General features: G+C 71.1%; 26 protein-coding genes. 15 read left to right on the forward strand and 11 right to left on the reverse strand.

Annotated features, from left to right (window positions below):
* Nucleotides 1-84: 84 nt before the first annotated feature.
* Nucleotides 85-603, reverse strand: a complete 519-nt coding sequence (locus HTV45_RS22545; RefSeq protein ID WP_215207660.1) for a hypothetical protein — start codon at nucleotides 601-603, stop codon at nucleotides 85-87.
* Between the two features lie 582 nt (nucleotides 604-1,185).
* Here HTV45_RS22545 and HTV45_RS22550 point away from each other — a divergent pair.
* Entirely contained in the window at nucleotides 1,186-1,404 is a 219-nt protein-coding gene (locus HTV45_RS22550; RefSeq protein WP_145871997.1) for a DUF397 domain-containing protein, read from the forward strand.
* A gap of 131 nt (nucleotides 1,405-1,535) precedes the next feature.
* Here the strand turns inward: HTV45_RS22550 and HTV45_RS22555 are convergent, their stop codons facing one another.
* Nucleotides 1,536-2,030, reverse strand: coding sequence for an ATP-binding protein (locus HTV45_RS22555; protein WP_215207661.1), 495 nt, complete (start codon nucleotides 2,028-2,030; stop codon nucleotides 1,536-1,538).
* A 385-nt stretch (nucleotides 2,031-2,415) separates the two neighbouring features.
* Here HTV45_RS22555 and HTV45_RS22560 point away from each other — a divergent pair, with 385 nt between their 5' ends.
* The 5 genes from HTV45_RS22560 to HTV45_RS22580 all read left to right on the forward strand — a co-directional run bounded on the left by HTV45_RS22560 (nucleotide 2,416) and on the right by HTV45_RS22580 (nucleotide 7,345).
* On the forward strand, nucleotides 2,416-3,240 hold the full coding sequence (locus HTV45_RS22560; protein ID WP_215207727.1) for a helix-turn-helix transcriptional regulator: 825 nt from the start codon (nucleotides 2,416-2,418) through the stop codon (nucleotides 3,238-3,240).
* 108 nt (nucleotides 3,241-3,348) lie between these two features.
* The gene (locus tag HTV45_RS22565; RefSeq protein ID WP_215207662.1) at nucleotides 3,349-4,809 is read left to right on the forward strand and encodes an aldehyde dehydrogenase family protein; all 1,461 of its coding nucleotides are present in this window, start codon (nucleotides 3,349-3,351) and stop codon (nucleotides 4,807-4,809) included.
* Nucleotides 4,810-4,900: 91 nt separating this feature from the next.
* A complete protein-coding gene (locus tag HTV45_RS22570) occupies nucleotides 4,901-5,542 on the forward strand; it encodes a PadR family transcriptional regulator (protein ID WP_215207663.1) in 642 nt (213 codons plus the stop codon).
* A 73-nt stretch (nucleotides 5,543-5,615) separates the two neighbouring features.
* Complete coding sequence (locus HTV45_RS22575; protein ID WP_215207664.1) at nucleotides 5,616-6,581, forward strand: ATP-binding cassette domain-containing protein; 966 nt, start codon at nucleotides 5,616-5,618, stop codon at nucleotides 6,579-6,581.
* Nucleotides 6,582-6,586: 5 nt separating this feature from the next.
* Nucleotides 6,587-7,345 (forward strand): ABC transporter permease, encoded by a 759-nt coding sequence (locus HTV45_RS22580; protein ID WP_215207728.1) that lies wholly within the window; start codon nucleotides 6,587-6,589, stop codon nucleotides 7,343-7,345.
* Here the strand turns inward: HTV45_RS22580 and HTV45_RS22585 are convergent.
* The gene (locus HTV45_RS22585) at nucleotides 7,335-7,646 is read right to left on the reverse strand and encodes a hypothetical protein (RefSeq protein ID WP_215207665.1); all 312 of its coding nucleotides are present in this window, start codon (nucleotides 7,644-7,646) and stop codon (nucleotides 7,335-7,337) included. The two genes, HTV45_RS22580 and HTV45_RS22585, sit on opposite strands and share 11 nt — an antisense overlap.
* A 15-nt stretch (nucleotides 7,647-7,661) precedes the next feature.
* Between HTV45_RS22585 and HTV45_RS34420 the strand changes: the two genes are divergently transcribed.
* A complete protein-coding gene (locus HTV45_RS34420) occupies nucleotides 7,662-7,838 on the forward strand; it encodes a DUF397 domain-containing protein (protein ID WP_308309728.1) in 177 nt (58 codons plus the stop codon).
* A 41-nt stretch (nucleotides 7,839-7,879) separates the two neighbouring features.
* Here the strand turns inward: HTV45_RS34420 and HTV45_RS22595 are convergent, their stop codons facing one another.
* The 3 genes from HTV45_RS22595 to HTV45_RS22605 all read right to left on the reverse strand — a co-directional run bounded on the left by HTV45_RS22595 (nucleotide 7,880) and on the right by HTV45_RS22605 (nucleotide 11,652).
* On the reverse strand, nucleotides 7,880-8,719 hold the full coding sequence (locus tag HTV45_RS22595) for a CPBP family intramembrane glutamic endopeptidase (protein WP_215207667.1): 840 nt from the start codon (nucleotides 8,717-8,719) through the stop codon (nucleotides 7,880-7,882).
* 185 nt (nucleotides 8,720-8,904) lie between these two features.
* Nucleotides 8,905-10,302, reverse strand: a complete 1,398-nt coding sequence (locus HTV45_RS22600) for a glutamate decarboxylase (RefSeq protein WP_215207668.1) — start codon at nucleotides 10,300-10,302, stop codon at nucleotides 8,905-8,907.
* 57 nt (nucleotides 10,303-10,359) lie between these two features.
* Nucleotides 10,360-11,652, reverse strand: coding sequence for an ion channel protein (locus tag HTV45_RS22605; RefSeq protein WP_215207669.1), 1,293 nt, complete (start codon nucleotides 11,650-11,652; stop codon nucleotides 10,360-10,362).
* 100 nt (nucleotides 11,653-11,752) lie between these two features.
* Between HTV45_RS22605 and HTV45_RS22610 the strand changes: the two genes are divergently transcribed.
* Both HTV45_RS22610 and HTV45_RS22615 read left to right on the forward strand, forming a co-directional pair.
* Nucleotides 11,753-12,514 (forward strand): MerR family transcriptional regulator, encoded by a 762-nt coding sequence (locus HTV45_RS22610; protein ID WP_215207670.1) that lies wholly within the window; start codon nucleotides 11,753-11,755, stop codon nucleotides 12,512-12,514.
* A 189-nt stretch (nucleotides 12,515-12,703) separates the two neighbouring features.
* Nucleotides 12,704-13,609 (forward strand): DedA family protein, encoded by a 906-nt coding sequence (locus tag HTV45_RS22615; RefSeq protein WP_215207671.1) that lies wholly within the window; start codon nucleotides 12,704-12,706, stop codon nucleotides 13,607-13,609.
* 36 nt (nucleotides 13,610-13,645) lie between these two features.
* Here the strand turns inward: HTV45_RS22615 and HTV45_RS22620 are convergent, their stop codons facing one another.
* Complete coding sequence (locus HTV45_RS22620; RefSeq protein ID WP_215207672.1) at nucleotides 13,646-15,343, reverse strand: threonine/serine exporter ThrE family protein; 1,698 nt, start codon at nucleotides 15,341-15,343, stop codon at nucleotides 13,646-13,648.
* A gap of 137 nt (nucleotides 15,344-15,480) precedes the next feature.
* Nucleotides 15,481-15,972: an inorganic diphosphatase gene (locus tag HTV45_RS22625; protein ID WP_215207729.1), complete on the reverse strand. Its 492-nt coding sequence runs from the start codon at nucleotides 15,970-15,972 to the stop codon at nucleotides 15,481-15,483.
* A gap of 79 nt (nucleotides 15,973-16,051) precedes the next feature.
* On the opposite strand from HTV45_RS22625, the gene dacB reads away from it, so the two are divergent.
* From dacB to folE, 6 genes are all read left to right on the forward strand, one after another.
* Nucleotides 16,052-17,683, forward strand: coding sequence for a D-alanyl-D-alanine carboxypeptidase/D-alanyl-D-alanine-endopeptidase (gene dacB, locus HTV45_RS22630; protein WP_215207673.1), 1,632 nt, complete (start codon nucleotides 16,052-16,054; stop codon nucleotides 17,681-17,683).
* A gap of 299 nt (nucleotides 17,684-17,982) precedes the next feature.
* Nucleotides 17,983-19,116, forward strand: a complete 1,134-nt coding sequence (locus tag HTV45_RS22635; protein ID WP_215207674.1) for a zinc-dependent metalloprotease — start codon at nucleotides 17,983-17,985, stop codon at nucleotides 19,114-19,116.
* A 193-nt stretch (nucleotides 19,117-19,309) separates the two neighbouring features.
* On the forward strand, nucleotides 19,310-20,383 hold the full coding sequence (tilS, locus tag HTV45_RS22640; protein ID WP_215207675.1) for a tRNA lysidine(34) synthetase TilS: 1,074 nt from the start codon (nucleotides 19,310-19,312) through the stop codon (nucleotides 20,381-20,383).
* A gap of 86 nt (nucleotides 20,384-20,469) precedes the next feature.
* Nucleotides 20,470-21,009, forward strand: coding sequence for a hypoxanthine phosphoribosyltransferase (gene hpt / locus HTV45_RS22645; protein WP_215207730.1), 540 nt, complete (start codon nucleotides 20,470-20,472; stop codon nucleotides 21,007-21,009).
* A 188-nt stretch (nucleotides 21,010-21,197) separates the two neighbouring features.
* Entirely contained in the window at nucleotides 21,198-23,237 is a 2,040-nt protein-coding gene (gene ftsH / locus HTV45_RS22650; protein WP_215207676.1) for an ATP-dependent zinc metalloprotease FtsH, read from the forward strand.
* Nucleotides 23,238-23,379: 142 nt separating this feature from the next.
* Nucleotides 23,380-23,985 carry a GTP cyclohydrolase I FolE gene (folE, locus tag HTV45_RS22655; protein WP_215207677.1) on the forward strand — a complete coding sequence of 202 codons (606 nt, stop codon included), beginning with the start codon at nucleotides 23,380-23,382 and terminating at the stop codon, nucleotides 23,983-23,985.
* A 66-nt stretch (nucleotides 23,986-24,051) separates the two neighbouring features.
* Here the strand turns inward: folE and HTV45_RS22660 are convergent, their stop codons facing one another.
* From HTV45_RS22660 to folB, 3 genes are read right to left on the reverse strand one after another with little or no spacing between them, the layout of a single operon-like run.
* Complete coding sequence (locus HTV45_RS22660) at nucleotides 24,052-24,543, reverse strand: DUF3180 domain-containing protein (RefSeq protein WP_215207678.1); 492 nt, start codon at nucleotides 24,541-24,543, stop codon at nucleotides 24,052-24,054.
* A 60-nt stretch (nucleotides 24,544-24,603) separates the two neighbouring features.
* Nucleotides 24,604-25,215: a 2-amino-4-hydroxy-6-hydroxymethyldihydropteridine diphosphokinase gene (folK, locus tag HTV45_RS22665; protein ID WP_215207679.1), complete on the reverse strand. Its 612-nt coding sequence runs from the start codon at nucleotides 25,213-25,215 to the stop codon at nucleotides 24,604-24,606.
* Nucleotides 25,212-25,571: a dihydroneopterin aldolase gene (folB, locus tag HTV45_RS22670; RefSeq protein ID WP_215207680.1), complete on the reverse strand. Its 360-nt coding sequence runs from the start codon at nucleotides 25,569-25,571 to the stop codon at nucleotides 25,212-25,214. The genes folK and folB overlap by 4 nt, the downstream gene beginning before the upstream one ends.
* Nucleotides 25,572-25,584: the final 13 nt, after the last annotated feature.

Consider the following 25,584-nt stretch of genomic DNA (forward strand, 5'->3'; position numbering starts at 1 on the left):
GAACCGTTCCGCCGCCGAGCGGGTGCTGCGGCCCTCCGGCCCGGTGCCCGGCGGAAGCCGTTCCGGCCCGGTGCCGCTCCGGCCCTAGGAGCCCAGCCCGGCCGTCGGCAGTCCTGTCGGGAGCCCTGTCGGGAGCTCCGCGGAGGGCAGCCCCGTCGGGAGCGCGCTGCCCTCTGCCTTGGTGTACGTCTCGGTTCCGAGCGAGCCCTCCCAGGTGACCTTCAGGGTGGTCCCGTCGACGGAGTCGACCGTGCCCTTCGCCCGGTCCTCGGTCCCGTCGGCGCACTCCAGGCTGATCGACGGGTCTCCGCCGTCCTCCTGCGCGGTGCCGCTGCACACCGCGCCGCCGGTGGTGAAGGCGGCCGCCTCCCCACCGGTGATCATGAGGATCACGGCCTTGCCCTCCGCCGTGGTGAGCCAGCTGCCCTCCAGCTCGCCCGCCGGTGCCGCGCTCGCGCCGGAATCCGGCGTGCCGCCACCGGAGTCCCCGGTCGCCGTGGCGGACGGTTCGGGCGTGGCCGGGGCGTCCGCGTCGGCGGAGCCGTCTCCGCTGCACGCCGTCAGCACGAGCGCGCCGGCCAGCCCCACGGCCGCCGCAGCCATCCGCGCGCGCCGGGAACGCGACCCGTGCCCCGCGCGCGGTGCCGTCGCCGACGGCGGTCGCGCCGTCAGGACCACCGCACCCGCCGCCCTCGCCGCCGCACCCGCCGAAGCGTCCGAAGCGTCCGAAGCGTCCGAAGCCTCCGTCATCACAGCGACCCCCCTGCCTGTTGCCGGCCCCGTCGGCCGGACGACCGCAGTCAGCTAACAGGAACCGTCCGCCGCCCGGCCAGCCCTCAGTGACGCACCTCGCACCCCTTGCCGGCCCACTTCACCAGAACGGCACACGACGGAACACGAAAGCCCTCGTGTGCGTCTCTAAGGCAGCGGGGTTTCGGTAAAGCGTCCGTCAAAGCGGGCACAAGGCGAGCGCCGGCACTGTAATCGCGGGAACACCCCGCGTGCACGTGCATCTGCCCATGCATATGCACAGGAACAAAGCTATGATCCCGGTCAGTTGACCACTGCATCAATGGCCACACCAGCCAGTGCACCAGCGGGGAGCGACCTGTGGACCACGACGTGTACGACGGTGACGTGTACGACGGTGCCGGCGCGCCCGGCGTGCCCGGTGCGTACAACGGCATGGCGGCCACCACGCTGGACGGCGTGGCGTGGCAGAAGAGCCGGCACAGCAACTCGCAGGGATCCTGCGTGGAGTTCGCCCGGCTGCCCGGCGGGGAGGTGGCGGTGCGCAACTCCCGTTTTCCGGACGGTCCCGCGCTCGTCTACACCCGCGCGGAGATCGAGGCCATGCTGCTGGGCGTGAAGGACGGCGAGTTCGACCACCTGGTCGCCGGGTGACGTGGCCGGGGCCGTGGCCGGTCCCTCCCGGAGCGGGACGCCCGTGCCCTCGGGTGTGCCGGAAGGGGCCCGGGGTGCTCAGGAGGCGGCGACGCGCGTAGAACCGCGGCGCTCGTGTCCACCGCGGTTCGTCATACGCCGGGTGCCGCCTCTTCCGCGGGCCGGGGAAGGCGGAACAGCGCCCAGACCACCTTGCCGCTGAGAGCGCCCGCCATCGGGTGCCAGCCCCAGCCGTCGCTGAAGGAGTCGACCAGGAACAGCCCGCGGCCGGACTCCGCGGAGAAGTCCTCGGAGTCCCGGGTGACGGGGCTGTCGTCGCTGGGGTCGCGCACCGCGCACACCAGCCGCTCCTCCCAGCGCAGCAGATGCAGCCGCACCGGCGGTTCCTGCGGCGTCAGCCGTGCCCCGGCCGGCAGTGCGTGCCGCAGGGCGTTGGTGACCAGTTCGGAGACGACCAGGCACACATCGTCGAAACGGTCGCTCAGGTTCCACTGCTCGAGGGTCTTGCGGGTGAACTGCCGTGCCTCGCGCACCGCTTCGTAGCGGGCGGGGAGGGCGCAGGAGGCAGCGTCGGAGGCGGCCGCGAGGTTCAGCGGAGGAAGGCCCTGCCGTAACGGCTCGAGCATGGTCGATCCATTCGTCCCCATGCGAGGCACTCCCGGGAATTCGCGGTCCTAGCGAGCGGCGGTGGTGCGGAGACCATGGTTTCGGATGCGTACAGCAGATGCAAGGGCAGATGCACGTGCAGTTGACCGAATTCAGCCTGCCCGTACCGGTTTGTTGGCCAATTTTTCCGTCATCTTCCTGTCTCCTCCTGGCTGTTCTCTTGCCTTCGCCGCTTCTTCGTCGACCGCTCCGCACCGCGACCTGACCGAATTCTCCGATGTGATTCCGTTTCCGTAACCGGGCGAGTACTGCTCGAAGTGTTTTAGTGGCAGACTGCGGGCCCTGAAGACGTTGGGGAGGCTGGCGAACGTGAGCGCGGGAGAGCCGGGATCGGTGGTGCGGCGCATGCTGCTCGGATCACAACTCAGGCGACTGCGTGAGGCGCGGGGCATCACGCGTGAGGCGGCGGGCTACTCGATCCGCGCCTCGGAGTCGAAGATCAGCCGGATGGAGTTGGGCCGGGTGAGCTTCAAGACCAGGGACGTCGAGGACCTGCTGACGCTGTACGGCATCGCGGACGAGCAGGAGCGGGCCTCGCTGGTCTCCCTCGCCAAGGAGGCCAACGTCGCGGGCTGGTGGCACAGTTACTCGGACGTGCTGCCCAGCTGGTTCCCCACCTATGTGGGCCTGGAGGGCGCGGCCTCGCTGCTGCGCGCGTACGAGGTGCAGTTCGTGCACGGTCTGCTGCAGACCGAGGAGTACGCCCGCGCGGTGGTGCGGCGCGGCATGAAGAGCGCGAGCGACGCCGACGTCGAGCGGCGGGTGGCCCTGCGCCTGGAGCGCCAGAAGTACCTGGTCTCCGAGAGGGCCCCCGAGTTCCACGTGGTGCTCGACGAGGCGGCCCTGCGCCGGCCGTACGGCGACCGCGCGGTGATGCGCGGGCAGCTCCAGCACCTCATCGAGGTGTCCGAACGGCCCAATGTCCGGCTGCAGGTCATGCCGTTCAGCCTCGGCGGCCACTCCGGTGAGTCGGGCTCGTTCACCATCCTCAGCTTTCCCGAGTCCGACCTGTCGGACGTCGTGTACATGGAGCAGCTCACCAGCGCCCTGTATCTCGACAAGGCCGAGGACGTCGGCCAGTACGAGAAGGCGCTCAAGGAGCTCCAGCACGACAGTCCGGGACCCTCGGAGAGCCGGGATCTCCTCCGGGGGCTGCTGCAGCTCTCGTGAGGTCGGCCGAGCGGACCCAACTCGGTTGAAACACAAGTACGATGACATGTGATCAGACCGTTAAGCCGGTCAGTGCTCTGCTGATACAGCAAGGGATCGAGGGATCACATGTCGTCGTACTTCACCGACCTGGCTCAGCAGTACATCGACGGTGAGTGGCGCCCGGGGACAGGCTCCTGGGACATCATCGACTTCAACCCGTACGACGACGAGAAGCTCGCGTCGATCACCATAGCCACGGTCGACGAGGTCGATCAGGCGTACCGGGCGGCCGCCCGCGCGCAGAAGCAGTGGGCGGCGACCAACCCGTACGCCCGCCGTGCGGTGTTCGAGAAGGCGCTCGCGCTGGTCGAGGAGCGCGAGGAGGAGATCACCGAGGCGATCCTCGCCGAGCTCGGCGGTACGCGTCTGAAGGCGGCCTTCGAACTGCACCTCGCCAAGGAGTTCCTGCGCGAGGCGGTCCATCTGGCGCTGCGTCCCGAGGGCCGGATCATCCCCTCGCCGGTGGACGGCAAGGAGAACCGCGTCTACCGCGTGCCGGTCGGGGTCGTGGGCGTGATCAGTCCCTTCAACTTCCCGTTCCTGCTGTCATTGAAGTCGGTCGCCCCCGCACTCGCGCTCGGCAACGGCGTCGTCCTCAAGCCGCACCAGAACACGCCGATCGTCGGCGGTGCCCTGGTCGCGAAGATCTTCGAGGACGCGGGCCTGCCCGGCGGCCTGCTGAACGTGCTCATCACCGACATCGCGGAGATCGGTGACGCCTTCCTCGAGCACCCGGTCCCGAAGGTCATCTCCTTCACCGGCTCGGACCAGGTCGGCCGCCATGTGGCGACCGTCTGCGCCTCCCTCTTCAAGCGCTCCGTGCTCGAACTCGGCGGCAACAGCGCCCTGGTGGTCCTCGACGACGCCGACGTGGACTACGCGGTCGACGCGGCCGTGTTCAGCCGGTACGTGCACCAGGGCCAGGTCTGCATGGCAGCCAACCGGGTGCTGGTCGACCGTGCGGTGGCCGACGAGTTCACCGAGAAGTTCGTCGCCAAGGTGAAATCCCTCAAGGCCGGCGACCCGCGCGACCCGGAGACCGTCATCGGCCCGGTGATCAACTCCCAGCAGGCGGACGCCCTGACGGCGGTCGTCGAGCAGGCGCTCGCCGAGGGTGCCACCGCCCTGGTGCGGGGCGACCGCACCGACAACCTGGTGGAGCCGTCCGTACTGGCCGGCCTGCCCGCGGACTCCGCCCTGCTCCGGCAGGAGGTCTTCGGTCCCGTCGCCTTCCTGGTGACGTTCGACGGCGAGGAGGAGGCGGTACGCCTCGTCAACGACACCCCGTACGGGCTGAGCGGCGCCGTGCACTCCGGGAACATCGAGCGGGGCGTGAACTTCGCCAAGCAGGTCGACACCGGAATGTTCCATGTGAACGACGGCACCGTGCACGACGAGCCGATCGTGCCCTTCGGCGGAGAGAAGCACTCGGGCATCGGCCGGCTCAACGGCGACACGATGCTGGACGCCTTCACCACGATGAAGTGGATCTCGGTGCAGCACGGCCGGAGCGGCTTCCCCTTCTGACCGGGGTCCGGTTCACCGGGAGCCGGTCCACCGGGCTCCGGGCGGGCAGGGTGGCCCCCGGGACCGGTCCCGGGGGTCCTACGCTGGGCACATGTCAGTGATCCGTCTCCTCGTGCTCGGCGCGGTGCGCCAGCACGGGCGGGCCCACGGGTACCAGGTGCGCAACGACCTGGAGTACTGGGGCGCGCACGAGTGGTCCAACGCCAAGCCCGGCTCGATCTACCACGCGCTGAAGCAGCTGGCCAAGCAGGGCCTGCTGCACGCGCACGAGACCGCCCCGTCCACGGCCGGCGGCCCGCCGCGCACGGAGTACGAGATCACCGGGCAGGGCACCGAGGAGTACTTCCGGCTGCTGCGGGAGGCACTGACCTCGTACGACCAGAAGCCGGACGTGCTCTCGGCCGGGCTCGGCCTCATGGTCGACCTGGAGCGCGCGGAGGCGCTCGACCTCCTGGAACAGCGGATGCGCGCCATCGGGGAGTGGCGCAAGGCCGTCACCGAGTACTACATCCCCGAGGACGGGCCCGGTCAGCTGGGGCACATCGGGGAGATCATGGACTTCTGGGTCCACTCCGCGGACACCGGCGCCGCGTGGACACGCGGCCTCATCGAGCGCGTCCGGGGCGGTGCCTACACCTTCGCCGGCGAGGGCGAGCCGTTCGTCGGCGTCCTCGGCGAGGGCGAGGAGAACCCGTACGCGACGGGGGAGCGGCATCCGGGGGACGCCCGGTAATCAAGTTTGACCAGCCTGTCGCACGGGTATACGGTCGCCCTAGTAGTCAAGTTTGACTAGCAAGGGAGTGGCAGTGTCCGACGCGGCGATCACCGTCGAGGAAGCACGCAAGACCTACGGCGGCAGGAAAGACGGACCCGCACTGGACGGGCTCGACCTCACGGTCGCGCGCGGCACGGTGCACGCGGTACTCGGGCCGAACGGAGCGGGCAAGACCACCCTGGTGAGGATCCTGGCCACCCTGCTGCGCCCCGACGCGGGCCGGGTGGAGGTGGCGGGCCACGACGTGGTGCGCGAGGCCTACGCCGTGCGGCTGCGCATCGGCCTGCTCGGCCAGCACGCGGCGCTCGACGAGGAGCTCGGCGGCCGGCAGAACCTGGAACTGTTCGGCCGGCTCCACCACCTCGGCGCACGACGCGCACGCGCGCGTGCGGACGAACTCCTGGAGCGCTTCGAGCTCTCCCGCACCGGACACAAGGCGGTCAAGCAGTACAGCGGCGGCATGCGGCGCCGCCTCGACCTCGCCGCCTCCCTGATCACCGAACCGGAGGTGCTCTTCCTGGACGAACCGACCACGGGCCTCGACCCGCGCGGCCGCGCGGAGGTGTGGGACTCGGTCCGCTCCCTGGTCGGCGGCGGTACGACGGTCCTGCTCACCACCCAGTACCTGGAGGAGGCCGACCAGCTCGCCCACCGCATCTCCCTGGTGGACGTGGGCCGGGTCGTCGCCGACGGCACGGCCGACGAACTCAAGGCGGCCCTCGGCGGCGACCGTATCGACGTCGTCCTGCGCGACGCCGGACACCTGGGCGCGGCCGTCGCCCTGCTGCCCGTACCGAAGGACGCGGTCACGGTGGACACCGACCGGCGGCTGCTCAGCGCACCGGTCGCCGACCGCATGGCGGCCCTGGCCGGGGTCGTCCGCGCACTGCAGGACGCCGGCATCGAGGCCGAGGACATCGCCCTGCGCAGACCCACGCTCGACGAGGTGTTCCTGCACCTGACCGGAGGCGACGACCGAGTGAAGGAGGCCGCGTGACCACCATGACGTACGCCCTGACCGACTCCTGGACCATGACCCGCCGCGAACTCGCCCGCTGGGGACGGCAGCCGGTCGCGGTCGTCGTGAACCTGGTCTTCCCGGTGATGCTGCTGCTGATGTTCGGCTACCTGGTCGGCGGCGGCCGGGGCGTGAGCGGCGAGTACCTCGGCTTCCTGGTGCCCGGCATGCTCGCGCTCACCATGGCCTTCGGCCTGGAGGGCACCATGGTCGCCGTCACCCAGGACCTGAACAAGGGCGTCATCGACCGCTTCCGCTCCATGCCCATGGCCAACGGCGCGGTCCTGGTGGGCCGTTCCGCCGCCGACATGCTCCAGTCGGCGCTCGGCCTGGCGGTGCTCCTCGCCGTCGCCGCCGCGCTCGGCTGGCGCACCCACGGCGGCGCGGCGGGATTCCTGGGCGCCGTGGGACTCCTCCTGCTGTTCCGGTTCGCGATGCTGTGGATCGGCATCCACCTGGCGCTGGTCGCCGGAAGACCCGAGATGGTGGCGGCCGTGCAGATCCTGATCTGGCCGGTCGGCTTCCTGTCCAACGCCTTCGCCACCCCCGAGTCCATGCCCGGCTGGCTGGGCACGGTCGTCCAGTGGAACCCGATGTCCCACACCGCCACCGCCGTACGCGACCTCTTCGGCAGCCCCGGCGGCGAACCGGGGCACGCGTGGGCCGCCGTCGCCTGGCCGCTCGCGCTGCTGGCGCTGTTCTTCCCGCTGGCGGTACGCCGGTTCACGCGGCTCAGCCGGTGACGGCGGGGGCGTCCACTCGCGGGCGGGCGCCCCGGCTCTCCGCGATGCGGCACACGTCGGTCAGGGCCTCGCCCATGCGGGCCGGCAGGTGGCGGAGCTGGGCGGCGGTCACGGGCGTCTCGTCATCGAGCAGGTCGGCGAGGTGGGCGAGCAGATCGGCGGCCATGCCGAGTGGGACGGCCTCGGCGATGCCGGCGGCCCGGGGCAGGCGTCCGGTGCCGTCGGTCAGGAGGTGACAGGGCCTGCCTTCGAGGCTCGTCCAGGGCAGGAGCCGGGCGGGGGTGAGGGCGTCGTGTGTCATGCGGTCGGTCCCAGGGTGTGCGGAGGGAGAAGGCGCGGGTGCACGCCGCGCGGCGTCCCCGTACGGGACTCCAAGGCCCCCTACGGACCCGCCGTGATCGTTCCGGCGCCCGCCTGGTCGGCGTTCGTCACGGCGTTCGTCACGGCGGTCGGGAGCGGCGGCTTCCCCAACGGATCTCGCCCCCGCTCGTAGGGTGAGCGGGGGCGGGATCCCGTGGTCGGCGGCACCGGGTGTCAGCGGTGCCCGCGGCGCATGGGGACCAGGTTGCCGCGCCGGTGGGCGGCGATGAGCATGGGGATCGCGATCAGCACGCTGATGACGACGGGCACGATCGACGCCTCGAGGCCGAACTCTCCGCCGGTCACCAGGTCGGGGCCGGTCGGAGTGGTGGTCATCAGGCCCTCCGAGGCGTGGCCGGAGACGGGGATGCCGATCAGGCCCAGGACGGTGTTCCAGGCGAAGTGCAGGCCCACGACGAACCAGATGCTGCGCTTCCACAGGAACGCGGCACCGAGGAGGACGCCGGCCTCGATCGCGATCGCGGTCGAGCTCCACAGCGTGGCGCCCGGGTTGGCCGCGTGCAGTCCGCCGAACAGTGCCGCGGTGATCGCCAGAGCCGCCCAGCTGCCGCACATCTTCTCCAGTGCCTGGAGGGCGAGGCCGCGGAAGAGCAGTTCCTCGGTCACGGCGGCGCCGACCTGTATCGCGGCCATGCTCGCCACGATCGACAGGCCGTTGCCGGGCCGTTCGTCGAACGAGAATTCGGTGAGGAGCGTGAGCATCGACACGGTGATGAGTCCGAAGCCGATCACGGCACCGGACAACGTCTGTGTCACGGCCCCCGACTTCGCGATCTCCGGTACGTCCCGCCGGGCGACGTGGCGCATGACCGCCCAGTAGACGACAACCGCCGCGGCCGCACCCATGACGGCGACCACCCCACCGACCGGGACCAGGCTGGACGCCAGGCCCACACCCACGATCCCGATCAGCATCCAGCCGGGGGGAGACTGGAGGAAGCGGCCACCCTTCTGGCGTGTGGGCTGGGGGGACGCGGTGCGCGTCGTGCTCATGGTGGCCTCCGTTTGGCGTCGGTCGCGTGCCTTCCGCGATCTGCCAGGAACGCTACGAGGGCGGCGACGTTCCCGATTCACCCCTGAGTGGACAGATCCGAGTAGCTCCCACGGGGGACCCCCGGAGCACGTGCCTGACGCCGCGGGGCCGTCCTCCGGGCGGCGACGGGGGATGTCGGACAGGTCTAGTGATGGAAGCCGGTGGCCGCGTTCCTGTCGTGGGTCAGGGGGCGCTTCTGCCGGCGCAGGTCCGGCAGCAGGCGGGTCAGGTCCTCGGCGAACATGTCCGCGAGGTCCTGCGAGAAGCCGTTGCGGCACACCACGCGGAGTACGGACAGGTCCTCGCGGTGCGCCGGGAAGGTGTACGCGGGCACCAGCCAGCCGCTCTCCCGCAGCCGCCGGGACACGTCGAAGACGTCGTACGCCGTCACCTCCGGCGCGGTGGTGAACGCGAACACCGGCAGTTGGTCGCCCCGGGTGAGCAGCCGGAAGTCGCCGAGCGACCCGATCCGCGCGGAGAGCGACGTGGCCACGTCCCGCGCGGCCTGCTGCACCGCGCGGTAGCCCTCCCGGCCGAGCCGCAGGAAGGTGTAGTACTGGGCCACGACCTGCGCGCCCGGCCGGGAGAAGTTCAGCGCGAAGGTCGGCATGTCGCCGCCCAGGTAGTTCACCCGGAAGACCAGCTCCTCGGGCAGTGCGTCCGCGTCCCGCCACAGCGCCCAGCCGACCCCCGGGTACACCAGCCCGTACTTGTGCCCCGAGGTGTTGACCGACGCCACGCGCGGGAGGCGGAAGTCCCAGACCAGGTCCTCGTCGAGGAAGGGCGCGACCATCGCGCCGGACGCGCCGTCGACGTGGACGGGGATGTCGAGGCCGGTGCGCTCCTGGAGCCCGTCCAGCGCCGCGCACAGGTCCGCGACCGGCTCGTAGGAGCCGTCGAAGGTGGAGCCCAGGATGCCGACGACGCCGATCGTGTTCTCGTCGCACAGTTCGACGGCTGCGGCCGGGTCGAGGTGGAACCGTTCGCCCTCCATCGGCACCTGACGGGGTTCCACCTCCCAGAAGGTGCAGAACTTCTCCCAGCAGACCTGGACGTTGACGCCCATGACGAGGTTCGGCCGGGCGTCCGGCGCGGACTGCCGCCGGCTCCAGCGCCTCTTCATCGCCATCCCGGCGAGCATGCACGCCTCGCTCGAACCGGTCGTCGAACAGCCCACGGCCGCCGACGGGTCCGGCGCGTTCCACAGGTCGGCGAGCATCGCCACGCAGCGCCGCTCCAGTTCGGCCGTGCGCGGGTACTCGTCCTTGTCGATCATGTTCTTGTCCCGGCACTCCGCCATCAGGACGGAGGCCTGGGGCTCCATCCAGGTGGTGACGAAGGTGGCCAGGTTCAGCCGTGCGTTGCCGTCCAGCATCAGCTCGTCGTGCACGAGCTGATAGGCCGTCGAGGGTGCCATGGGGGAGGCGGGCAGCCGGTGCTTGGGTGGCGCCTCGGTCATGTCCCCGACCGGATTGGCCGGTCCCAAGAAGGGGTTGACGGACAGGGCACGCGCGTCGTCCCGCGGGCCGTTGTGGAGCGGCATGGGTGCCTCCGTGAGGTGTCGGCCGGCGGGGAGGGCCGGCGAGGGGGAGCGGGGTGGTCACCGGACCGCCGTCCCGTCCGCCCGCAGCTGCATCTGCGGGCGGCCGGTGACCAGCAGCCAGGCGGGCAGGGAGGCGATGCACAGCAGGGCGAGCATCCCGGGGGAGGCGACCAGGACGGCGGCGACGAACAGGCTCACCCAGCCCTGCCGGGTGATGGCCAGCAGGATCCCCAGTACGGCCGCTGACACGCCCACCGCCGGATGCACGCCGGGCACCAGCGCGTGCGCGCACAGGCCGAGCGCCGTCCCGACGAACACCGCCGGGAAGATCCGCCCGCCCCGGAAGCCGCAGGACGCGGCGACGAGCAGGGCGGCCAGCTTCACCACCGTCATCGTGGCGAACCCGCCCGCCGTCCAGCCGTCGGGATCACGTGCCAGCTCCGCGATCTCGTCGAGCCCCTTGAAGAGCGTCAGATGCCCGCCCAGGGCCGCCAGGAGGCCCAGCACCGCGCCACCGGCCGGGAGCATCAGCATCGGATGCCGCAGCCGGCTGAACGCCCCGTGGACGAACGGGAAGGCGTACACGGCGCACATGCCGAGCACCGCGCCCACCGAGGCCACCACGAGCGACGCCAGCAGGTCGGTCCAGCCGGGGTGGCCGAACGGGGGCAGACGCAGATCGAAACCGGGTTCGGAGACCAGTGCGGTGGTGAGCGAACCGGCGCCGGCGGCCGCCAGCGGAGCGAAGAGGCTGTCCCACAGCCGCCCCCTGATCCGCTGCCCGGCCAGCGCCTCCGAGATGACGAGGGCGGCGGCGACCGGTGTGCCGAACAGCGCCCCGATCGTCCCGGCCTCCGCCAGTGCCGCCCAGCCGCGCTCCTCGGTCCGCGGGAAGAACCTGAGGCCCGCCCAGACCGCCAGCGAGACGTTCACGGCGATGATCGGGTTCTCGGGACCCAGGCTCGGCCCGCCGGCCAGCACCAACGCGGTCGCCAGCAGCAGCCCCGGCAGCACCGCGGGCGGCAGTACGGGCGCGTCGAGTCCGGTGGTCGCCGGATCGGGGCCCGCGTGGCCGGGGGCCCGCCACACCACCAGCCCGACCGCGACACCGGTGGCGACGAGCATTACGCACATCCACAGCACGGAGTACCGGCCGATGCCCAGGGCGTCCGGCAGGTTCCCCCACAGGACGTGCTGCAACTCCTCGGCCGCCGTACTGACCCCCAGCAGGACCAGGCTCGTCACCACGCCCACGAGCAGCGCGGGCACGAGGGTCGGCAGCAGGGTGCGTGCCGTCGTCGCCGGGCCGGTGACGGCCGTTCCCGCCCGCTGTGTGCTGTCCTGGGCCACGCGCACACGATAAAGGTACGAAAGGGATAAAAGCGGAAGCGGCTTGCACCTCACGTGGCGTGAGGACCCACGCTGGGGCACGGAACCGAAAGGAGCGGAAGTGAGCTACTCCGTGGGACAGGTGGCCGGCTTCGCCGGGGTCACGGTGCGCACGCTGCACCACTACGACGACATCGGCCTGCTCGAGCCCGGCGAGCGCAGCCACGCGGGGCACCGGCGCTACAGCGACGCCGACCTCGACCGGCTGCAGCAGATCCTGTTCTACCGCGAGCTCGGCTTCCCGCTCGAGGAGGTCGCCGCCCTGCTCGACGACCCGGACGCGGACCCGCACGCGCACCTGCGCCGCCAGCACGAACTGCTGACCGCCCGGATCGAGAAGCTGCGGAAGATGGCGGCGGCCGTGGAACACGCCATGGAGGCACGCACGATGGGGATCGATCTGACGCCCGAGGAGAAGTTCGAGGTGTTCGGGGACTTCGACCCGGACCAGTACGAGGAAGAGGTCAGGGAACGCTGGGGCGGCACCGACGCCTACCGCCAGTCGCGGCAGCGCACGGCCTCCTACACCAAGGAGGACTGGCAGCGGCTCCAGCACGAGGCGGACGAGCTCACCCGGCGGTTCGTCGGGCTGATGGAGGCAGGGGAGCCGGCGGACTCCGAGGCGGCGATGGACACCGCCGAGGCCCACCGTCAGGGGATCTCCCGCAATCACTACGACTGCGGGTACGAGATGCACACCTGCCTGGGTGACATGTACGTCAACGACGAACGTTTCACGCGAAACATCGACCAGGCGAAGCCCGGTCTCGCCGCCTACATGCGGGACGCGATCCTCGCCAACGCGCTGCGGCACACCCCCTGAACGTCGTGGCCCGGATCGCTTCCGGGCCACGACCAGCGGCGATGTCCCACCACTGCGGCTCACGGCTTTCTCCGGGGCGGGGCACAGTGCATGCTGGGTACCCCCGCGGAACCTGGGCCCCGACGGCTGCGTTCATAATTTGGGCAGCCAACCCAGCCCGTTTCCCCCAGCTGCAGGAGCCACATCCCCGTGACCACGCTTGCGCTCGGCCCTGAGTGGCTGAGCCCGGACTACCTGATCGAGACCTTCAGCCTTCCCGGCATCCTGCTGATCGTCTTCGCGGAGTCCGGACTCTTCGCGTTCCTGCCCGGTGACTCCCTGCTGTTCACGGCGGGGCTCTTCGTGGCCGAGGGCAACTACATCAGTCAGCCACTGTGGCTGGTCTGCACCCTGATCGTGATCGCTGCCGTGATCGGTGACCAAGTCGGTTACATGATCGGTAAGTTCTTCGGACCGAAGCTGTTCAGCCGGCCCGACTCCAAGCTCTTCAAACAGGAGAACCTGGAGAAGGCCCACGAGTTCATGGAGAAGTACGGCCCCAAGGCGATCGTGCTGGCCCGCTTCGTCCCGATCGTGCGGACGTTCGCCCCCATCACGGCCGGCGCCGGCCGCATGCAGTACCGCACGTTCCTCACGTACAACATCATCGGCGGTGTCGCCTGGGGCTGCGGTGTCACCGTGGCGGGCTACTGGCTCGGGCAGATCGACTTCATCAAGACGAACATCGAGGCGATCATCGTACTGATCGTCATCCTCTCCGTGGTGCCGATCATCATCGAGTACCTGCGCGAGCGCGGGAAGAAGAAGCGGGCCGCCGCCGAGACCCCGGCCGCCGCTCCCGAGTACCCGCAGGCCCCGGTGGCCCCGCTCATGGACGACGCCACCACCCAGCTGCGCCGCATCCCCCCGGCCGCCCCGCAGCAGCCCCGGCAGCAGCACTACGGCAACCAGGGCGGCTACCCGCAGCAGCCCCAGCAGCCGTACGGGAACCAGGGCCACCCGCAGCAGCAGCCCCCCGCACCCCAGCAGCCGTACGGCAACGACCAGTACTACGGGCAGAACGAGCAGCAGCAGCCCTACAACCGCGGTTACTGAGAAGCCCCGCAGGGACGCGGGGACGGCGCCCGGCGCCTAGAAGCCCCGCGTCCGCTTGGCCGCCCGGCGTTTCTCCGGGGAGCCGATCCGCAGGAAGATGCGGGAGATCTCCGACCCGAAGTTCACCCCGATCGCGATGGCCATGGCCAGGGCCACGGCCTTCGTGAGGGACGCCAGTCCCGAGGTGATCTCGTTCTGCGCGATGCCCAGCAGACCGAAGTACGTGGCGGAACCGGGCAGCAGCGGCCCGATCGCCGCCGTGGTGTACGGCAGCGCGGAGGCGAACCGGTAGCGGGCCAGCAACTGCCCGAAGAGGCCCACCACGCCGGCCGCCGCGGCGGTGGAGGCCACGGGTGAGATCTCACCCGTGACGTGCATCGCCCCGTACACCACCCAGGCGACTCCGCCGTTCAGGGTCACCATCAGCACGGTGGACCGTTCCTGCTGGAGCAGCACGGCGAAGGCGAGGGCGAGCCCCAGTGACGCGGCGATCTGCAGCAGCGGCTGCGGATCGCCGCCGAGCGCCGCGTCCGGGTTCAGCTCGGCTCCCAGCTGCACGCCGAAGTACAGCACCGTCAGCACCCCGGCCACGATGCCCACGAAGAAGTACAGAACCTCCAGCAGACGTGCGGACGCGGTGATGTAGAAGCCGGTCAGACCGTCCTGCACGCCCGCCACCAGCGCCCGCCCCGGCAGCAGCGCGAACAGCCCACCGGTGATCACCGCGGACGCCTTCACGTCCACGTGCGCCACGGTCAGGGCCACCCCGATCGCGGCCGGCGGCGTGGCGGCCACCGTGAACTGGTAGAACTCCGGCAGCCCGCGTCCCGCGCACAGCCAGGCCAGCCGGTCGCCGAGCATCGCGCCGATCGCGGCGGCCACGAACACCAGGGCATGACCGCCGACCAGCACCGAGGCCGAACCCGCGAGCAGTCCGCTCGCCGCGGTCAGCGTCCAGCCGGAGTACGGGTGCCGGTTGCGGCGGATGTCCGCCAGCCGCCGGTAGGCCTCCTCCAGGGACACATGCGTCTCGTCGTCACTGAGGTCGTCCACCAACTGGTACACCGCGGCCAGCCGGGTGTAGTCCGGGCTGCGGCGGCGCACCGTACGGGACGCGGTCACGGGGTCGTCGACCAGCGACGGCTGGTAGGAGATCGCCAGCAGCGTGAAGGTGACGTTGGGCTCGCAGCGGTCCAGGCCGTAGGAGCGGCACACGGCGAACATCGCCGCCTCCACGTCCTCGGCGCCCTCACCGCCCGCCAGCAGCAGTTCCCCGATACGCAGGGTCAGGTCGAGCACGCGGGGCACGGCGGGCCCCGCCTCGTCGTGCCGCTGCACGGTCTCCAGCGCCGGCCGCTCGGTGACCGGCATCCGCAGCATGGTGCGCATCCGGTCCTGCCAGGGCACGTCCCGGGTGAGGCTGAGGACCGGTACACCGGCCGGGGGAGTGAACGCCGGCGGCACCTGCTTCGAACTGTAGGTGCTGGGCCGGTTGAACGCCGAGCCCTCGGACTCGGACGGGTGCTGCGGCGCCACGTCCAGGCCCTTCGGCACCGAGAACTCCGAGGTCGTCTCCGACTCCGCAACCGCCCTGGCGACGGCCAGCCCGTCGGGAAGGGCGAACTCGGATGTCGTCGACGACTCGTTGTCGGCCGTCGCCGGGACACCGCCAGGAGGCGTGAACGCAGTCCTCGCCTCGTCCGACCGCGGCTTGCGGTCCTCCGCGTCCGTCACGCCCTTCGCTCCCTGTACGACACCGTCCGAAAGATCGTTTTTCTGAGCCTGCCCCGTAGAGCCTCAGTATGCGCACACGCAGCAGAACGGGCCGCACGTGCGCGTGCGGCCCGTTCTGCGTCGCGCAGCGGGGAGGCTCAGTGGCCGCCCGTCTCCTTGAACCGCTTGTAGGACCGCTCGATCTCGATCTCGGCGTCCACCCGGCCCACCCAGTCGGCGCCCTCGACCGACTTGCCCGGCTCCAGGTCCTTGTAGACCTCGAAGAAGTGCTGGATCTCCAGACGGTCGAACTCCGACACGTGGTGGATGTCACGCAGGTGCTCCACCCGCGGGTCCGTCGACGGAACGCACAGCAGCTTGTCGTCGCCACCCGCCTCGTCCGTCATACGGAACATGCCGATCGCGCGGCAGCGGATCAGACAGCCCGGGAACGTCGGCTCGTCCAGAATGACCAGCGCGTCCAGCGGGTCGCCGTCCTCGCCGAGGGTGTTCTCGACGAAGCCGTAGTCGGTCGGGTAGGCGGTCGAGGTGAAGAGCCGACGGTCCAGGCGGATCCGACCCGTCTCGTGGTCCACCTCGTACTTGTTCCGCGAACCCTTCGGGATCTCGATCGTGACGTCGAACTCCACCGGACGCTCCTCCATGATCAGCACATAGTTCTGGTGGTTAAGTGTCCCTCACGCAGGTGTGTGATCGCGAAAGGGGCTGGTGGTCGTGCCGGAGCTGAGGCCTTGGCGGGCCGCGAGACCGCATGTCGCGCGGATCGCGGGCGCCGTGCGGCCGCGTCTCGCCCGGACGGCGGAGACCCTGCGGCCACGACTGACGCGCATCGCCGCGGCCGCCCGGCCATGGTCCACGCGACCGGACCGGCCGGGAACACCGCAGGTCACGCGCGTCGCGCGGCCGAGGACCTGGCAGTTCACCGCGACCGCCGCCACCGCCGGTCTGGCGCTGGCCGCGGGTGTGGTGACCGCCGCCGGTCCCTGGGACTCCTCGGGTCAGCGTACGGCGGAGCGTGACCGCGCCGTGGCGCTGGCGGCGTCGCGTGGCACAGATCACGGCAGCGGCCGCGCACACGCCGGCACACCGCCCCGCGGACCGGAGGCCGCCCCTCCGGCCGCCTCCGTCCTCACCGGCCTCGGCGGCACCGCCACCGCCGCGCGGTCGGCGCCCGGCGCCCGGACGCTCGCTGGGATCCTCGACCCGCTGCTGGACACCCGGGCGCTCGGCCGCCACTCCGCCGCCGTGGTCGACGTGGCCACCGGCGAACGGCTGTACGCCACCGACGCGGCGAAAGCGGCCACCCCCGCCTCGACCACGAAGATCGCCACCGCCGTCGCCGCGCTCTCCGCCATGGGCGCCGACCACCGCCTCACCACCCGCGCGGTGTACGAACCCGACACCGGTGAGGTCGTCCTGGTCGGCGGCGGCGACCCCACCCTCACCGCCCGCAAGGACGCCCGGGGCCTGGCCAGCCTGCGGGTGCTCGCCGGGCGGTCCGCCGCCGAGCTGGCCAGACGCGGGGTGCGCGAGGTGACGCTGTCGTACGACACGACCCTCTACAAGGGCGCCACGACGCACCCGATCGGCATCAACGGAAATCTCGCCGCCGTCACGCCCCTGATGGTCGACGAGGCCCGGACCGACGACTCCACCAGCGGTCCCGTCCCGCGTGTCCCGGACCCGGCGGCCCACGCCGCACAGACCTTCGGCGACCTGTTGACGGAACACGGCATCAAGGTCACACCGCCCGGCCCCTCGAAGTCCACCACCCGGGCCACCACCCTCGCCACCGTCTCCTCGCCCCCGCTCGCGGTCCTCGTCGAGCGGATGCTGACCAACAGCGACAACGACCTCGCCGAAGCCCTCGCCCGGCACACCGCCCTGGCCACCGGCAAGCCCGCCGACTTCGCCGGCGGCGGCGCGGCGATCACCGCCCGCCTCAAGTACCTCGGACTCCCGGTGAAGGGCGCCGACATCAAGGACGGCAGCGGCCTCGACCGGCGCGACAGACTCACCGCCGACCTGCTCACCGCCCTGCTCGTCAAGGCCGGCGACCCGGCCCGCCCCGAACTGCGCCCCGCCCTCACCGGCCTGCCCGTCGCCGGCTTCACCGGCACCCTGGCCGGCCGGTACGGCGACGGCGCGTCCGGAGTCGTCCGCGCCAAGACCGGAACGCTCACCGGCGTGGACACACTGGCGGGCACCGTCGTCGACAAGGACGGCCGGCTGCTGGCCTTCGCCTTCCTGGCGAACGACACACCCGGCCCCGGCCCGGAGGCGGCCCGCGCCGCCCTCGACAGGGCAGCCACCGCCCTGGCCGCCTGCGGCTGCCGCTGACCCCGTGCGGGGCGCGGGGCTGTGCCGGCATGCGGCTCCGCCGCGCGGGCGCGAAGGGGGTCCGGGGGCGCGGCCCCCAGGGACGGGAACGGGAGGGGACGGCGGGGGCGAACAAGCGACGCGCACACACCCGCCCGCAGCCGCCGCCCCGCAGCAGCCGCCCCGCCCCGCCCCGCAGCCGCCGCCCCGCCCCGCCCCGCAGCCGCCGTCCCGCCCCGCTGCCCCGACCGGCGCCCCCGGATCACCCCCGCTCCCTCGCCGCCCTGCCTGAAGCCGGGCCACTCACGTACCGTTGACGCATGACGAGCATCGGTGGTGCTGCCTCTTCCGGGATGGTCGACTGGAATCTCGCGGTCGCGACCGCGACCCGGCTCATGCGGCCGGGCCCCGACGTGAGCCGCGACGAGGCTCGCGCCGTCGTCGCGGAACTGCGCCGGCACGCGAGGTCCGCGGAGGAACACGTCCGGGGCTTCACCGGGCTGGGGACCGAGGAGACCCACGACACCCCGCTCCTGGTCGTCGACCGCCCCGGCTGGGTCCGGGCCAACGTCGCCGGCTTCCGTGAACTGCTCAAGCCGCTCCTCGACAAGATGCAGGAACGCCGCGGCACCGGCCCCGGCAACGTGGTCCTCGGCACCGTCGGCGGCAAGGTCACCGGTGTGGAGCTGGGCATGCTGCTGTCCTTCCTCGCCTCCCGTGTCCTCGGCCAGTACGAGACCTTCGCCCCCGCCACCCGTGACCTCCCGGCCGGAGCGAACGGCGGCGGCCGGCTGCTGCTGGTCGCCCCCAACATCGTCCACGTGGAGCGCGAACTCGACGTCGAACCGCACGACTTCCGTCTGTGGGTGACTCTCCACGAGGAGACCCACCGCACCCAGTTCACCGCGGTGCCCTGGCTGAGGGACCATCTGCAGGGCGAGATCCAGTCATTCCTGGGAGAGACCGACGTCGACCCCATGACCGTCCTGGAGCGCGTCCGCGAGGCCGCGCAGTCGCTCGCCGGCGGCCGTCCGGAGGGCGAGGAGGGTGACGACGGACGCTCCTTCGTCGAGGTCGTGCAGACGCCCGCGCAGCGCGAGATCCTCGGCCGGCTCACCGCCGTGATGTCGCTCCTCGAGGGCCACGCCGACTTCGTGATGGACGGGGTGGGGCCCGAGGTGGTGCCGAGCGTCGCCGAGATCCGCGAGAAGTTCCAGCAGCGCCGCGCCAAGGGCGCCTCCCGCCTGGACATGGCCCTGCGCAAGCTGCTCGGCCTGGACGCCAAGCTCCGGCAGTACCGCGACGGCGAGCGCTTCGTGCGGGCCGTCGTCGAGGAGGTCGGCATGGACGGCTTCAACCGGGTGTGGACCTCGCCCAACACGCTTCCCACCAAGGCGGAGATCGCCAAACCGGCGGACTGGATCACCCGGGTGCACAGCAAACCGGAGGCATGAGCCCCGCGCTACCGCCGTGCGAACGGTCCGGCCGTCGGCAGACGGACGCCCCTGCAATCACCCTTCCGAGGGACCGTGGGCTCCGGGCAGGCGTGCAATGCTCGGGGAACGGCCCGGCTCTGTCACCATCTACATACTCTGAGTGACCGAATCCCGGGCTCACCTCCCGACAACTTCATGAAGGGAACCGGACATGGGTCCCCATCCTGCGGTCGCGGCGATACGCCTGGCGGTCCGCCGCGTCCTGACCGACATCCTCGACGACCACGGCCGAACCCCCGGCCACCCCCCGCGCGAGCCGTCCTCCTCCCCGCTCGTGCTCGTGGCCTGCTCGGGCGGCGCCGACTCCATGGCGCTCGCCTCCGCCCTCGCCTTCGAAGCCCCCCGGCTCGGCCTGCGCGCCGGCGGCGTGACCGTCGACCACGGCCTCCAGCCGGGCTCCGACCTGCGCGCCGCCGACGTCGTCGTGCGCCTGCGCGAACTCGGTCTGGACCCCGTCGAGTCCGTCACGGTCACCGTCGGCCGCGCATCGGAAAGGGCGGCGCACGGCGCCTCCTACACGGGTGGTGGGCGACGGGTGGGACCGGAGGCCGCCGCCCGGGACGCCCGCTACGCCGCCCTGGACTCCGCCGCCGAACAGCACGGCGCCGCCGCCGTCCTGCTCGGTCACACCCGTGACGACCAGGCCGAAACCGTCCTCCTGGGCCTCGCCCGCGGCTCCGGCACCCGCTCTCTGTCCGGTATGGCGGCGGTCTCGGGGGCCGCCGGCCGGTACCGGCGCCCCTTCCTCCAGCTCGACCGGCAGACCGCCCGCAAGGCCTGCATGGTCCAGTCCCTCCCGGTCTGGGACGACCCGCACAACGCGGACCCCGCCTACACCCGTTCCCGGCTCCGCCACGAGGGCCTGCCCGCCCTGGAGAAGGCGCTCGGCAAGGGAGTCGTCGAGGCCCTCGCCCGTACGGCCCAGCTCTCCCGTGACGACGCCGACGCCCTGGACACCTGGGCGCACCGGGCCGAGGCCGGCGTCCGGGACGCCGACGGCCGCCTGGAGTGCGCCGCGCTCCGCGCCCTGCCGCCGGCCGTACGCCGCCGTGTGCTGCGCCGCGCCGCCATCGAGGCCGGTGCTCCGGCCGGTTCGCTGTTCGCGCGCCACATCGAGGAGGTCGACCGGCTGATCACCGGCTGGCGCGGTCAGGGGGACATCAATCTCCCCGGCCGGGTCGTCGCCCGCCGGCAGGGTGGCAGACTGGTGATTCGGCAGGGCTGATTCCGGACCCCCGACCCCTGCGAGTCGCGGGGCGGACCGGACCGGCCGGTGGGACGACCGAAAGTGATGCGGTGGACGCGAAAGACATGGGTGCCGACCTCGAGAAGGTGCTCATCACCAAGGAAGAGATCGACGCCAAGCTGGCGGAGCTGGCCGCGAAGATCGACGCGGAGTACGCGGGCAAGGACGTGCTGATCGTCGGTGTGCTCAAGGGCGCGGTGATGGTGATGGCCGACCTCGCGCGGGCCCTGTCCGCTCCGGTCACCATGGACTGGATGGCGGTGTCGTCGTACGGCGCGGGTACGCAGTCCTCCGGTGTGGTGCGGATCCTCAAGGACCTCGACACCGACATCAAGGGCCGGCACGTCCTGATCGTCGAGGACATCATCGACTCCGGACTGACCCTGTCGTGGCTGATCTCCAACCTCGGCTCCCGCGAGCCTGCCTCCCTCAAGGTGTGCACGCTGCTGCGCAAGCCCGAGGCAGCCAAGGTCGCCATCGACGTGGCATGGGTCGGCTTCGACATCCCCAACGAGTTCGTCGTCGGTTACGGCCTCGACTACGCCGAGAAGTACCGGAACCTCCCGTTCGTCGGTACGCTCGCCCCTCACGTCTACGGCGGCTGAACGCCGGGGCCCGGCCCGTCGTACGGTGATCGGGAACCCCGGCGGGCTCCGCGGCGTTGGAGCATGCGTGGACGGGAACGCCGGCTGTCCCCCGCAGCTTCGGGGGGCGAGGCTGGGGTACCGTCCGAAGAACAGTCTTTATCAAACTCACTATGGCAGGAGGGACGGGGCGGCACCGCTCCGTATGGATGGACGTGAAGCGATACTTCCGTGGGCCGGTCATGTGGATCGTGCTGGCCGTCCTTGCCGTGGTCGTGTTGATGCAGGTCGTCGGCTCGTCCGGCGGCCACAAGACGGTGGACACCGGCCAGGTCGTCCAGGCGATCAATGAGAACAAGGTCGAGTCGGCCAAGCTGACCACCGGCGACGAGCAGATCATCAAGGTCGAGCTCAAGGACGGCCAGAAGGTCGAAGACAGCTCGAAGATCCAGGCGAGCTACATCGGCGACCAGGGCGTCACCATCGCCAATACGCTGCAGGACAAGTTCCAGAACGATCAGATCCCGGACGGCTACACGGTTTCGCCGTCGAAGCAGAACCCGTTCGTCAGCATTCTGCTGTCGCTTCTGCCGTTCGTCCTCATCATCGTGGTCTTCCTGTTCCTGATGAACCAGATGCAGGGCGGCGGCTCCCGCGTCATGCAGTTCGGGAAGTCCAAGGCGAAGCTCATCACCAAGGACACCCCGAAGACGACGTTCTCCGACGTCGCGGGATCCGAGGAGGCCGTCGAGGAACTCCACGAGATCAAGGAGTTCTTGCAGGAGCCGGCGAAGTTCCAGGCCGTCGGCGCCAAGATTCCCAAGGGCGTGCTGCTGTACGGCCCGCCCGGTACCGGCAAGACCCTGCTCGCGCGTGCTGTCGCGGGCGAGGCGGGTGTGCCGTTCTACTCGATCTCCGGTTCCGACTTCGTCGAGATGTTCGTCGGTGTCGGTGCCTCCCGGGTCCGTGACCTGTTCGAGCAGGCCAAGGCCAACGCTCCCGCGATCGTCTTCGTCGACGAGATCGACGCGGTCGGCCGCCACCGCGGCGCCGGCCTCGGCGGTGGGCACGACGAGCGTGAGCAGACCCTGAACCAGCTGCTCGTCGAGATGGACGGCTTCGACGTCAAGGGCGGCGTGATCCTCATCGCCGCGACGAACCGGCCGGACATCCTCGACCCGGCCCTGCTGCGGCCCGGCCGCTTCGACCGCCAGATCGCGGTCGACCGTCCGGACATGAACGGCCGGCTGGAGATCCTCAAGGTGCACCAGAAGGGCAAGCCGGTCGCCCCGGACGTCGACCTGTCGGCCGTCGCCCGCCGCACCCCCGGCATGACCGGTGCCGACCTGGCCAACGTCCTGAACGAGGCAGCGCTGCTGACCGCGCGCAGCGATCAGAAGCTGATCGACAACCACATGCTGGACGAGGCGATCGACCGTGTGGTGGCGGGCCCGCAGAAGCGGACCCGGATCATGTCGGACAAGGAGAAGAAGATCACCGCGTACCACGAGGGCGGTCACGCCCTGGTCGCGGCGGCCTCACCGAACTCCGACCCGGTCCACAAGATCACCATCCTGTCCAGAGGCCGCGCCCTGGGTTACACCATGGTTCTGCCCGACGAGGACAGGTACTCCACCACGCGCAACGAGATGCTGGACCAACTGGCCTACATGCTGGGCGGCCGCGCGGCGGAGGAGCTCGTCTTCCACGACCCGACCACCGGTGCGGCCAACGACATCGAGAAGGCCACCGGTCTGGCCCGCGCGATGGTCACGCAGTACGGCATGACCGAGCGGCTCGGCGCGATCAAGTTCGGCGGTGACAACACCGAGCCGTTCGTCGGCCGTGAGATGGGTCACCAGCGGGACTACTCGGAAGAGGTCGCCGCGCTGGTCGACGAAGAGGTCAAGAAGCTCATCGAGACCGCGCACAACGAGGCCTGGGAGATCCTGGTCGAGAACCGGGACGTTCTCGACAACCTCGTCCTGGCCCTCCTGGAGCGGGAGACGCTGGGCAAGGAGGAGATCGCCGAGGTCTTCGCGCAGATCGTCAAGCGCCCGCCCAGGCCCGCCTGGACCGGCTCCTCGCACCGTACGCCGTCGACCCGTCCGCCGGTCCTCTCCCCCAAGGAGCTGGCCCTGACGAACGGCGCGAACGGCGCGACACCGGCCATCAGCACCGTCAAGAGCACCGCGGCGGAGCCCGCCCCGGCGCCCGAGCGGACCCCGGAGGAACGCCCCGAGAGCTGACACCGGGCTCAGGGCGCCCCACCGGGCCCGGAATGGATGCCGCGTCCCCCAGGTTCTAGCCTGAGGGACGCGGCATTTTGCGTAGCCGCGGACGAGGCGCGCGCCCGGGCGCGCGCCTGACGGCACAGGAACGAGGCAATCCATGACCGACCCCGTGACGCTGGACGGCATACCCCCCGTCGGCGAGTTCGACGAGAAGCGGGCCCGCAACGCCGTGCGCGAACTGCTGATCGCGGTCGGCGAGGACCCGGACCGGGAGGGCCTCCAGGAGACCCCGGCACGGGTGGCGCGGGCGTACCGGGAGATCTTCGCGGGGCTCTGGCAGAAGCCCGAGGACGTTCTGACCACGACGTTCGACCTCGGTCATGACGAGATGGTGCTCGTGAAGGACATCGAGGTGTACTCGACCTGTGAGCACCACCTGGTGCCGTTCCGGGGCGTGGCGCACGTCGGCTACATCCCGGCCACCAGCGGAAAGATCACCGGACTGTCCAAGCTGGCCCGGCTGGTGGACGTCTATGCCCGCCGCCCGCAGGTGCAGGAGCGGCTCACCACCCAGATCGCGGACTCCTTGACGGACCTCCTGGAGCCGCGCGGAGTGATCGTCGTTCTGGAGTGCGAGCACATGTGCATGTCGATGCGGGGCATCCGCAAGCCCGGCGCGAAGACCATCACCTCGGCCGTGCGCGGTCAGCTGCGGGACGCGGCGACCCGCAACGAGGCGATGAGCCTGATCATGGCGCGCTGAGGCCGGCGGTCCGTGCGGCGGGCGCCGTTCGTGTGCCCTCCGAGCGGTGGCGCGCGGTGCCGCGCCTCAGGCCGCCGGTGCCGTCCCCGGGCCGCCGCCGTTGTCGTCGTCCTCCGGGAGCTTGCAGACGCGCTCCAGGAAGATGGCCGCCGCTATGACACCGATGCCCGCCAGGACCGAGGCGCCCGCGTAGACGGCCTGGTCGCGGCGGGCGGGGACGTCCAGGAACTCCAGCAGGAAGACGCCCGTACCGCCGTACATGCCGGCGACCAGGGCCGCGACCAGGGCGCTGGCCTGTCCGAACACGACCGCGCGGGCCGCCATCAGCGGGTCGACGCCCTTGGCGTCGGGCTGCCGCTCGCGCTGGGCGTCGAGGCGGGCGCGCAGCGAGAGGGCGGTGGCCGTGAGGATCGCCGCGATCAGGGCGAGGACGATGGGGGCGGCCACGGGGACGCTCGGCAGGCTCCCCAGGGAGTTCCACAGGCGGGCGCCGGCCCAGGACAGGATCCCGGCGACGACGAAGACGCCGGCCAGCACCCGGATGCGCAGCTCTTTCACGGTGTCCCTTCGCGTTCCCCGGACCGGTGCCCCGGAAAGTGGTCGTGTCGACCTTAACGGCTACTCGGGCAGCCGGAGTTCCAGGTCCGCACGGGGCGTGACGCCGTCCCGGGTGACCGCGCCGAGAAGGTCGGCGACGGATCCGCGGCCCGGCAGCCGCGCGCCGGGGTCGATGTCGTGCCAGGGGACGAGGACGAAGGCCCGCTCGTGGGCGCGCGGGTGCGGCAGGGTGAGCCAGGGGTCGTCCGAGTGGAGGTCCGCGTAGGCGACGATGTCCACGTCCAGGGTGCGCGGGCCCCAGCGCTCGTCCCGGACCCGGTGGAAGGCCTCCTCCACCGCGTGTGCCCGCTCCAGCAGGGAGGACGGGGGCAGGGTGGTCCGCAGGACCGCGACCGCGTTGAAGTACGAGGGCTGGCTGCCGGGCTCGACGCCCCACGGCTCCGTCTCGTACACGGGTGAGACGGCCTTGACCCGGATGCCCGGGGTGTCCTCCAGGGCGTCGACGGCCCCCTGGAGGGTCTCCAGGCGGTTGCCCAGGTTGGCGCCCAGGGAGACGACGGCCCGCTTCGGGTTCTGCAGCGTGGTGTCGGCGGCGTCGACCCGCTCGACCACGGAGGCGGGGACGGGCTGGACGGTCGGGTCGGTGTGGCCCGTGGTGGACGGCCTGGTCATACGCGGCTCCGGGTGATGGTGACGGTCACGTCGTCGAAGGGCACGGTGATCGGCGCGTCCGGCTTGTGGACGCACACCTCCACCTCCCGCACCACGTCGTGTTTCAGACAGACCTGGGCGATGTGCTCGGCGAGCGTCTCGATGAGGTTGACGGGCTCGCCCTGGACGACGGCCACCACCTCCTCGGCCACGATGCCGTAGTGCACGGTCTTCGTCAGGTCGTCGTCGGCCGCGGCCGGCCGGATGTCCAGGCCGAGAACGAGGTCCACGATGAAGGTCTGGCCCTCCTCGCGTTCCTTCGGGAACACACCGTGGTGCCCACGGGCCTTGAGGCCGCGCAGCGCGACACGATCCACACGAATCACTCCT

The sequence above is a fragment of the Streptomyces sp. CHD11 genome, from assembly GCF_018638295.1.
GTDB lineage: Bacteria > Actinomycetota > Actinomycetes > Streptomycetales > Streptomycetaceae > Streptomyces.

Excerpts from the sequence above, each read along its gene's own strand:
- HTV45_RS22545 (WP_215207660.1), bottom strand. The coding sequence starts at position 603 with ATGGCTGCGGCGGCCGTGGGGCTGGCCGGCGCGCTCGTGCTGACGGCG.
- HTV45_RS22550 (WP_145871997.1), top strand. The coding sequence starts at position 1,186 with ATGGCGGCCACCACGCTGGACGGCGTGGCGTGGCAGAAGAGCCGGCAC.
- HTV45_RS22555 (WP_215207661.1), bottom strand. The coding sequence starts at position 2,030 with ATGCTCGAGCCGTTACGGCAGGGCCTTCCTCCGCTGAACCTCGCGGCC.
- HTV45_RS22560 (WP_215207727.1), top strand. The coding sequence starts at position 2,416 with ATGCTGCTCGGATCACAACTCAGGCGACTGCGTGAGGCGCGGGGCATC.
- HTV45_RS22565 (WP_215207662.1), top strand. The coding sequence starts at position 3,349 with ATGTCGTCGTACTTCACCGACCTGGCTCAGCAGTACATCGACGGTGAG.
- HTV45_RS22570 (WP_215207663.1), top strand. The coding sequence starts at position 4,901 with ATGTCAGTGATCCGTCTCCTCGTGCTCGGCGCGGTGCGCCAGCACGGG.
- HTV45_RS22580 (WP_215207728.1), top strand. The coding sequence starts at position 6,587 with ATGACGTACGCCCTGACCGACTCCTGGACCATGACCCGCCGCGAACTC.
- HTV45_RS22585 (WP_215207665.1), bottom strand. The coding sequence starts at position 7,646 with ATGACACACGACGCCCTCACCCCCGCCCGGCTCCTGCCCTGGACGAGC.
- HTV45_RS22595 (WP_215207667.1), bottom strand. The coding sequence starts at position 8,719 with ATGAGCACGACGCGCACCGCGTCCCCCCAGCCCACACGCCAGAAGGGT.
- HTV45_RS22600 (WP_215207668.1), bottom strand. The coding sequence starts at position 10,302 with ATGCCGCTCCACAACGGCCCGCGGGACGACGCGCGTGCCCTGTCCGTC.
- HTV45_RS22635 (WP_215207674.1), top strand. The coding sequence starts at position 17,983 with ATGACGAGCATCGGTGGTGCTGCCTCTTCCGGGATGGTCGACTGGAAT.
- tilS (WP_215207675.1), top strand. The coding sequence starts at position 19,310 with ATGGGTCCCCATCCTGCGGTCGCGGCGATACGCCTGGCGGTCCGCCGC.
- hpt (WP_215207730.1), top strand. The coding sequence starts at position 20,470 with ATGGGTGCCGACCTCGAGAAGGTGCTCATCACCAAGGAAGAGATCGAC.
- ftsH (WP_215207676.1), top strand. The coding sequence starts at position 21,198 with ATGGACGTGAAGCGATACTTCCGTGGGCCGGTCATGTGGATCGTGCTG.
- folE (WP_215207677.1), top strand. The coding sequence starts at position 23,380 with ATGACCGACCCCGTGACGCTGGACGGCATACCCCCCGTCGGCGAGTTC.
- folK (WP_215207679.1), bottom strand. The coding sequence starts at position 25,215 with ATGACCAGGCCGTCCACCACGGGCCACACCGACCCGACCGTCCAGCCC.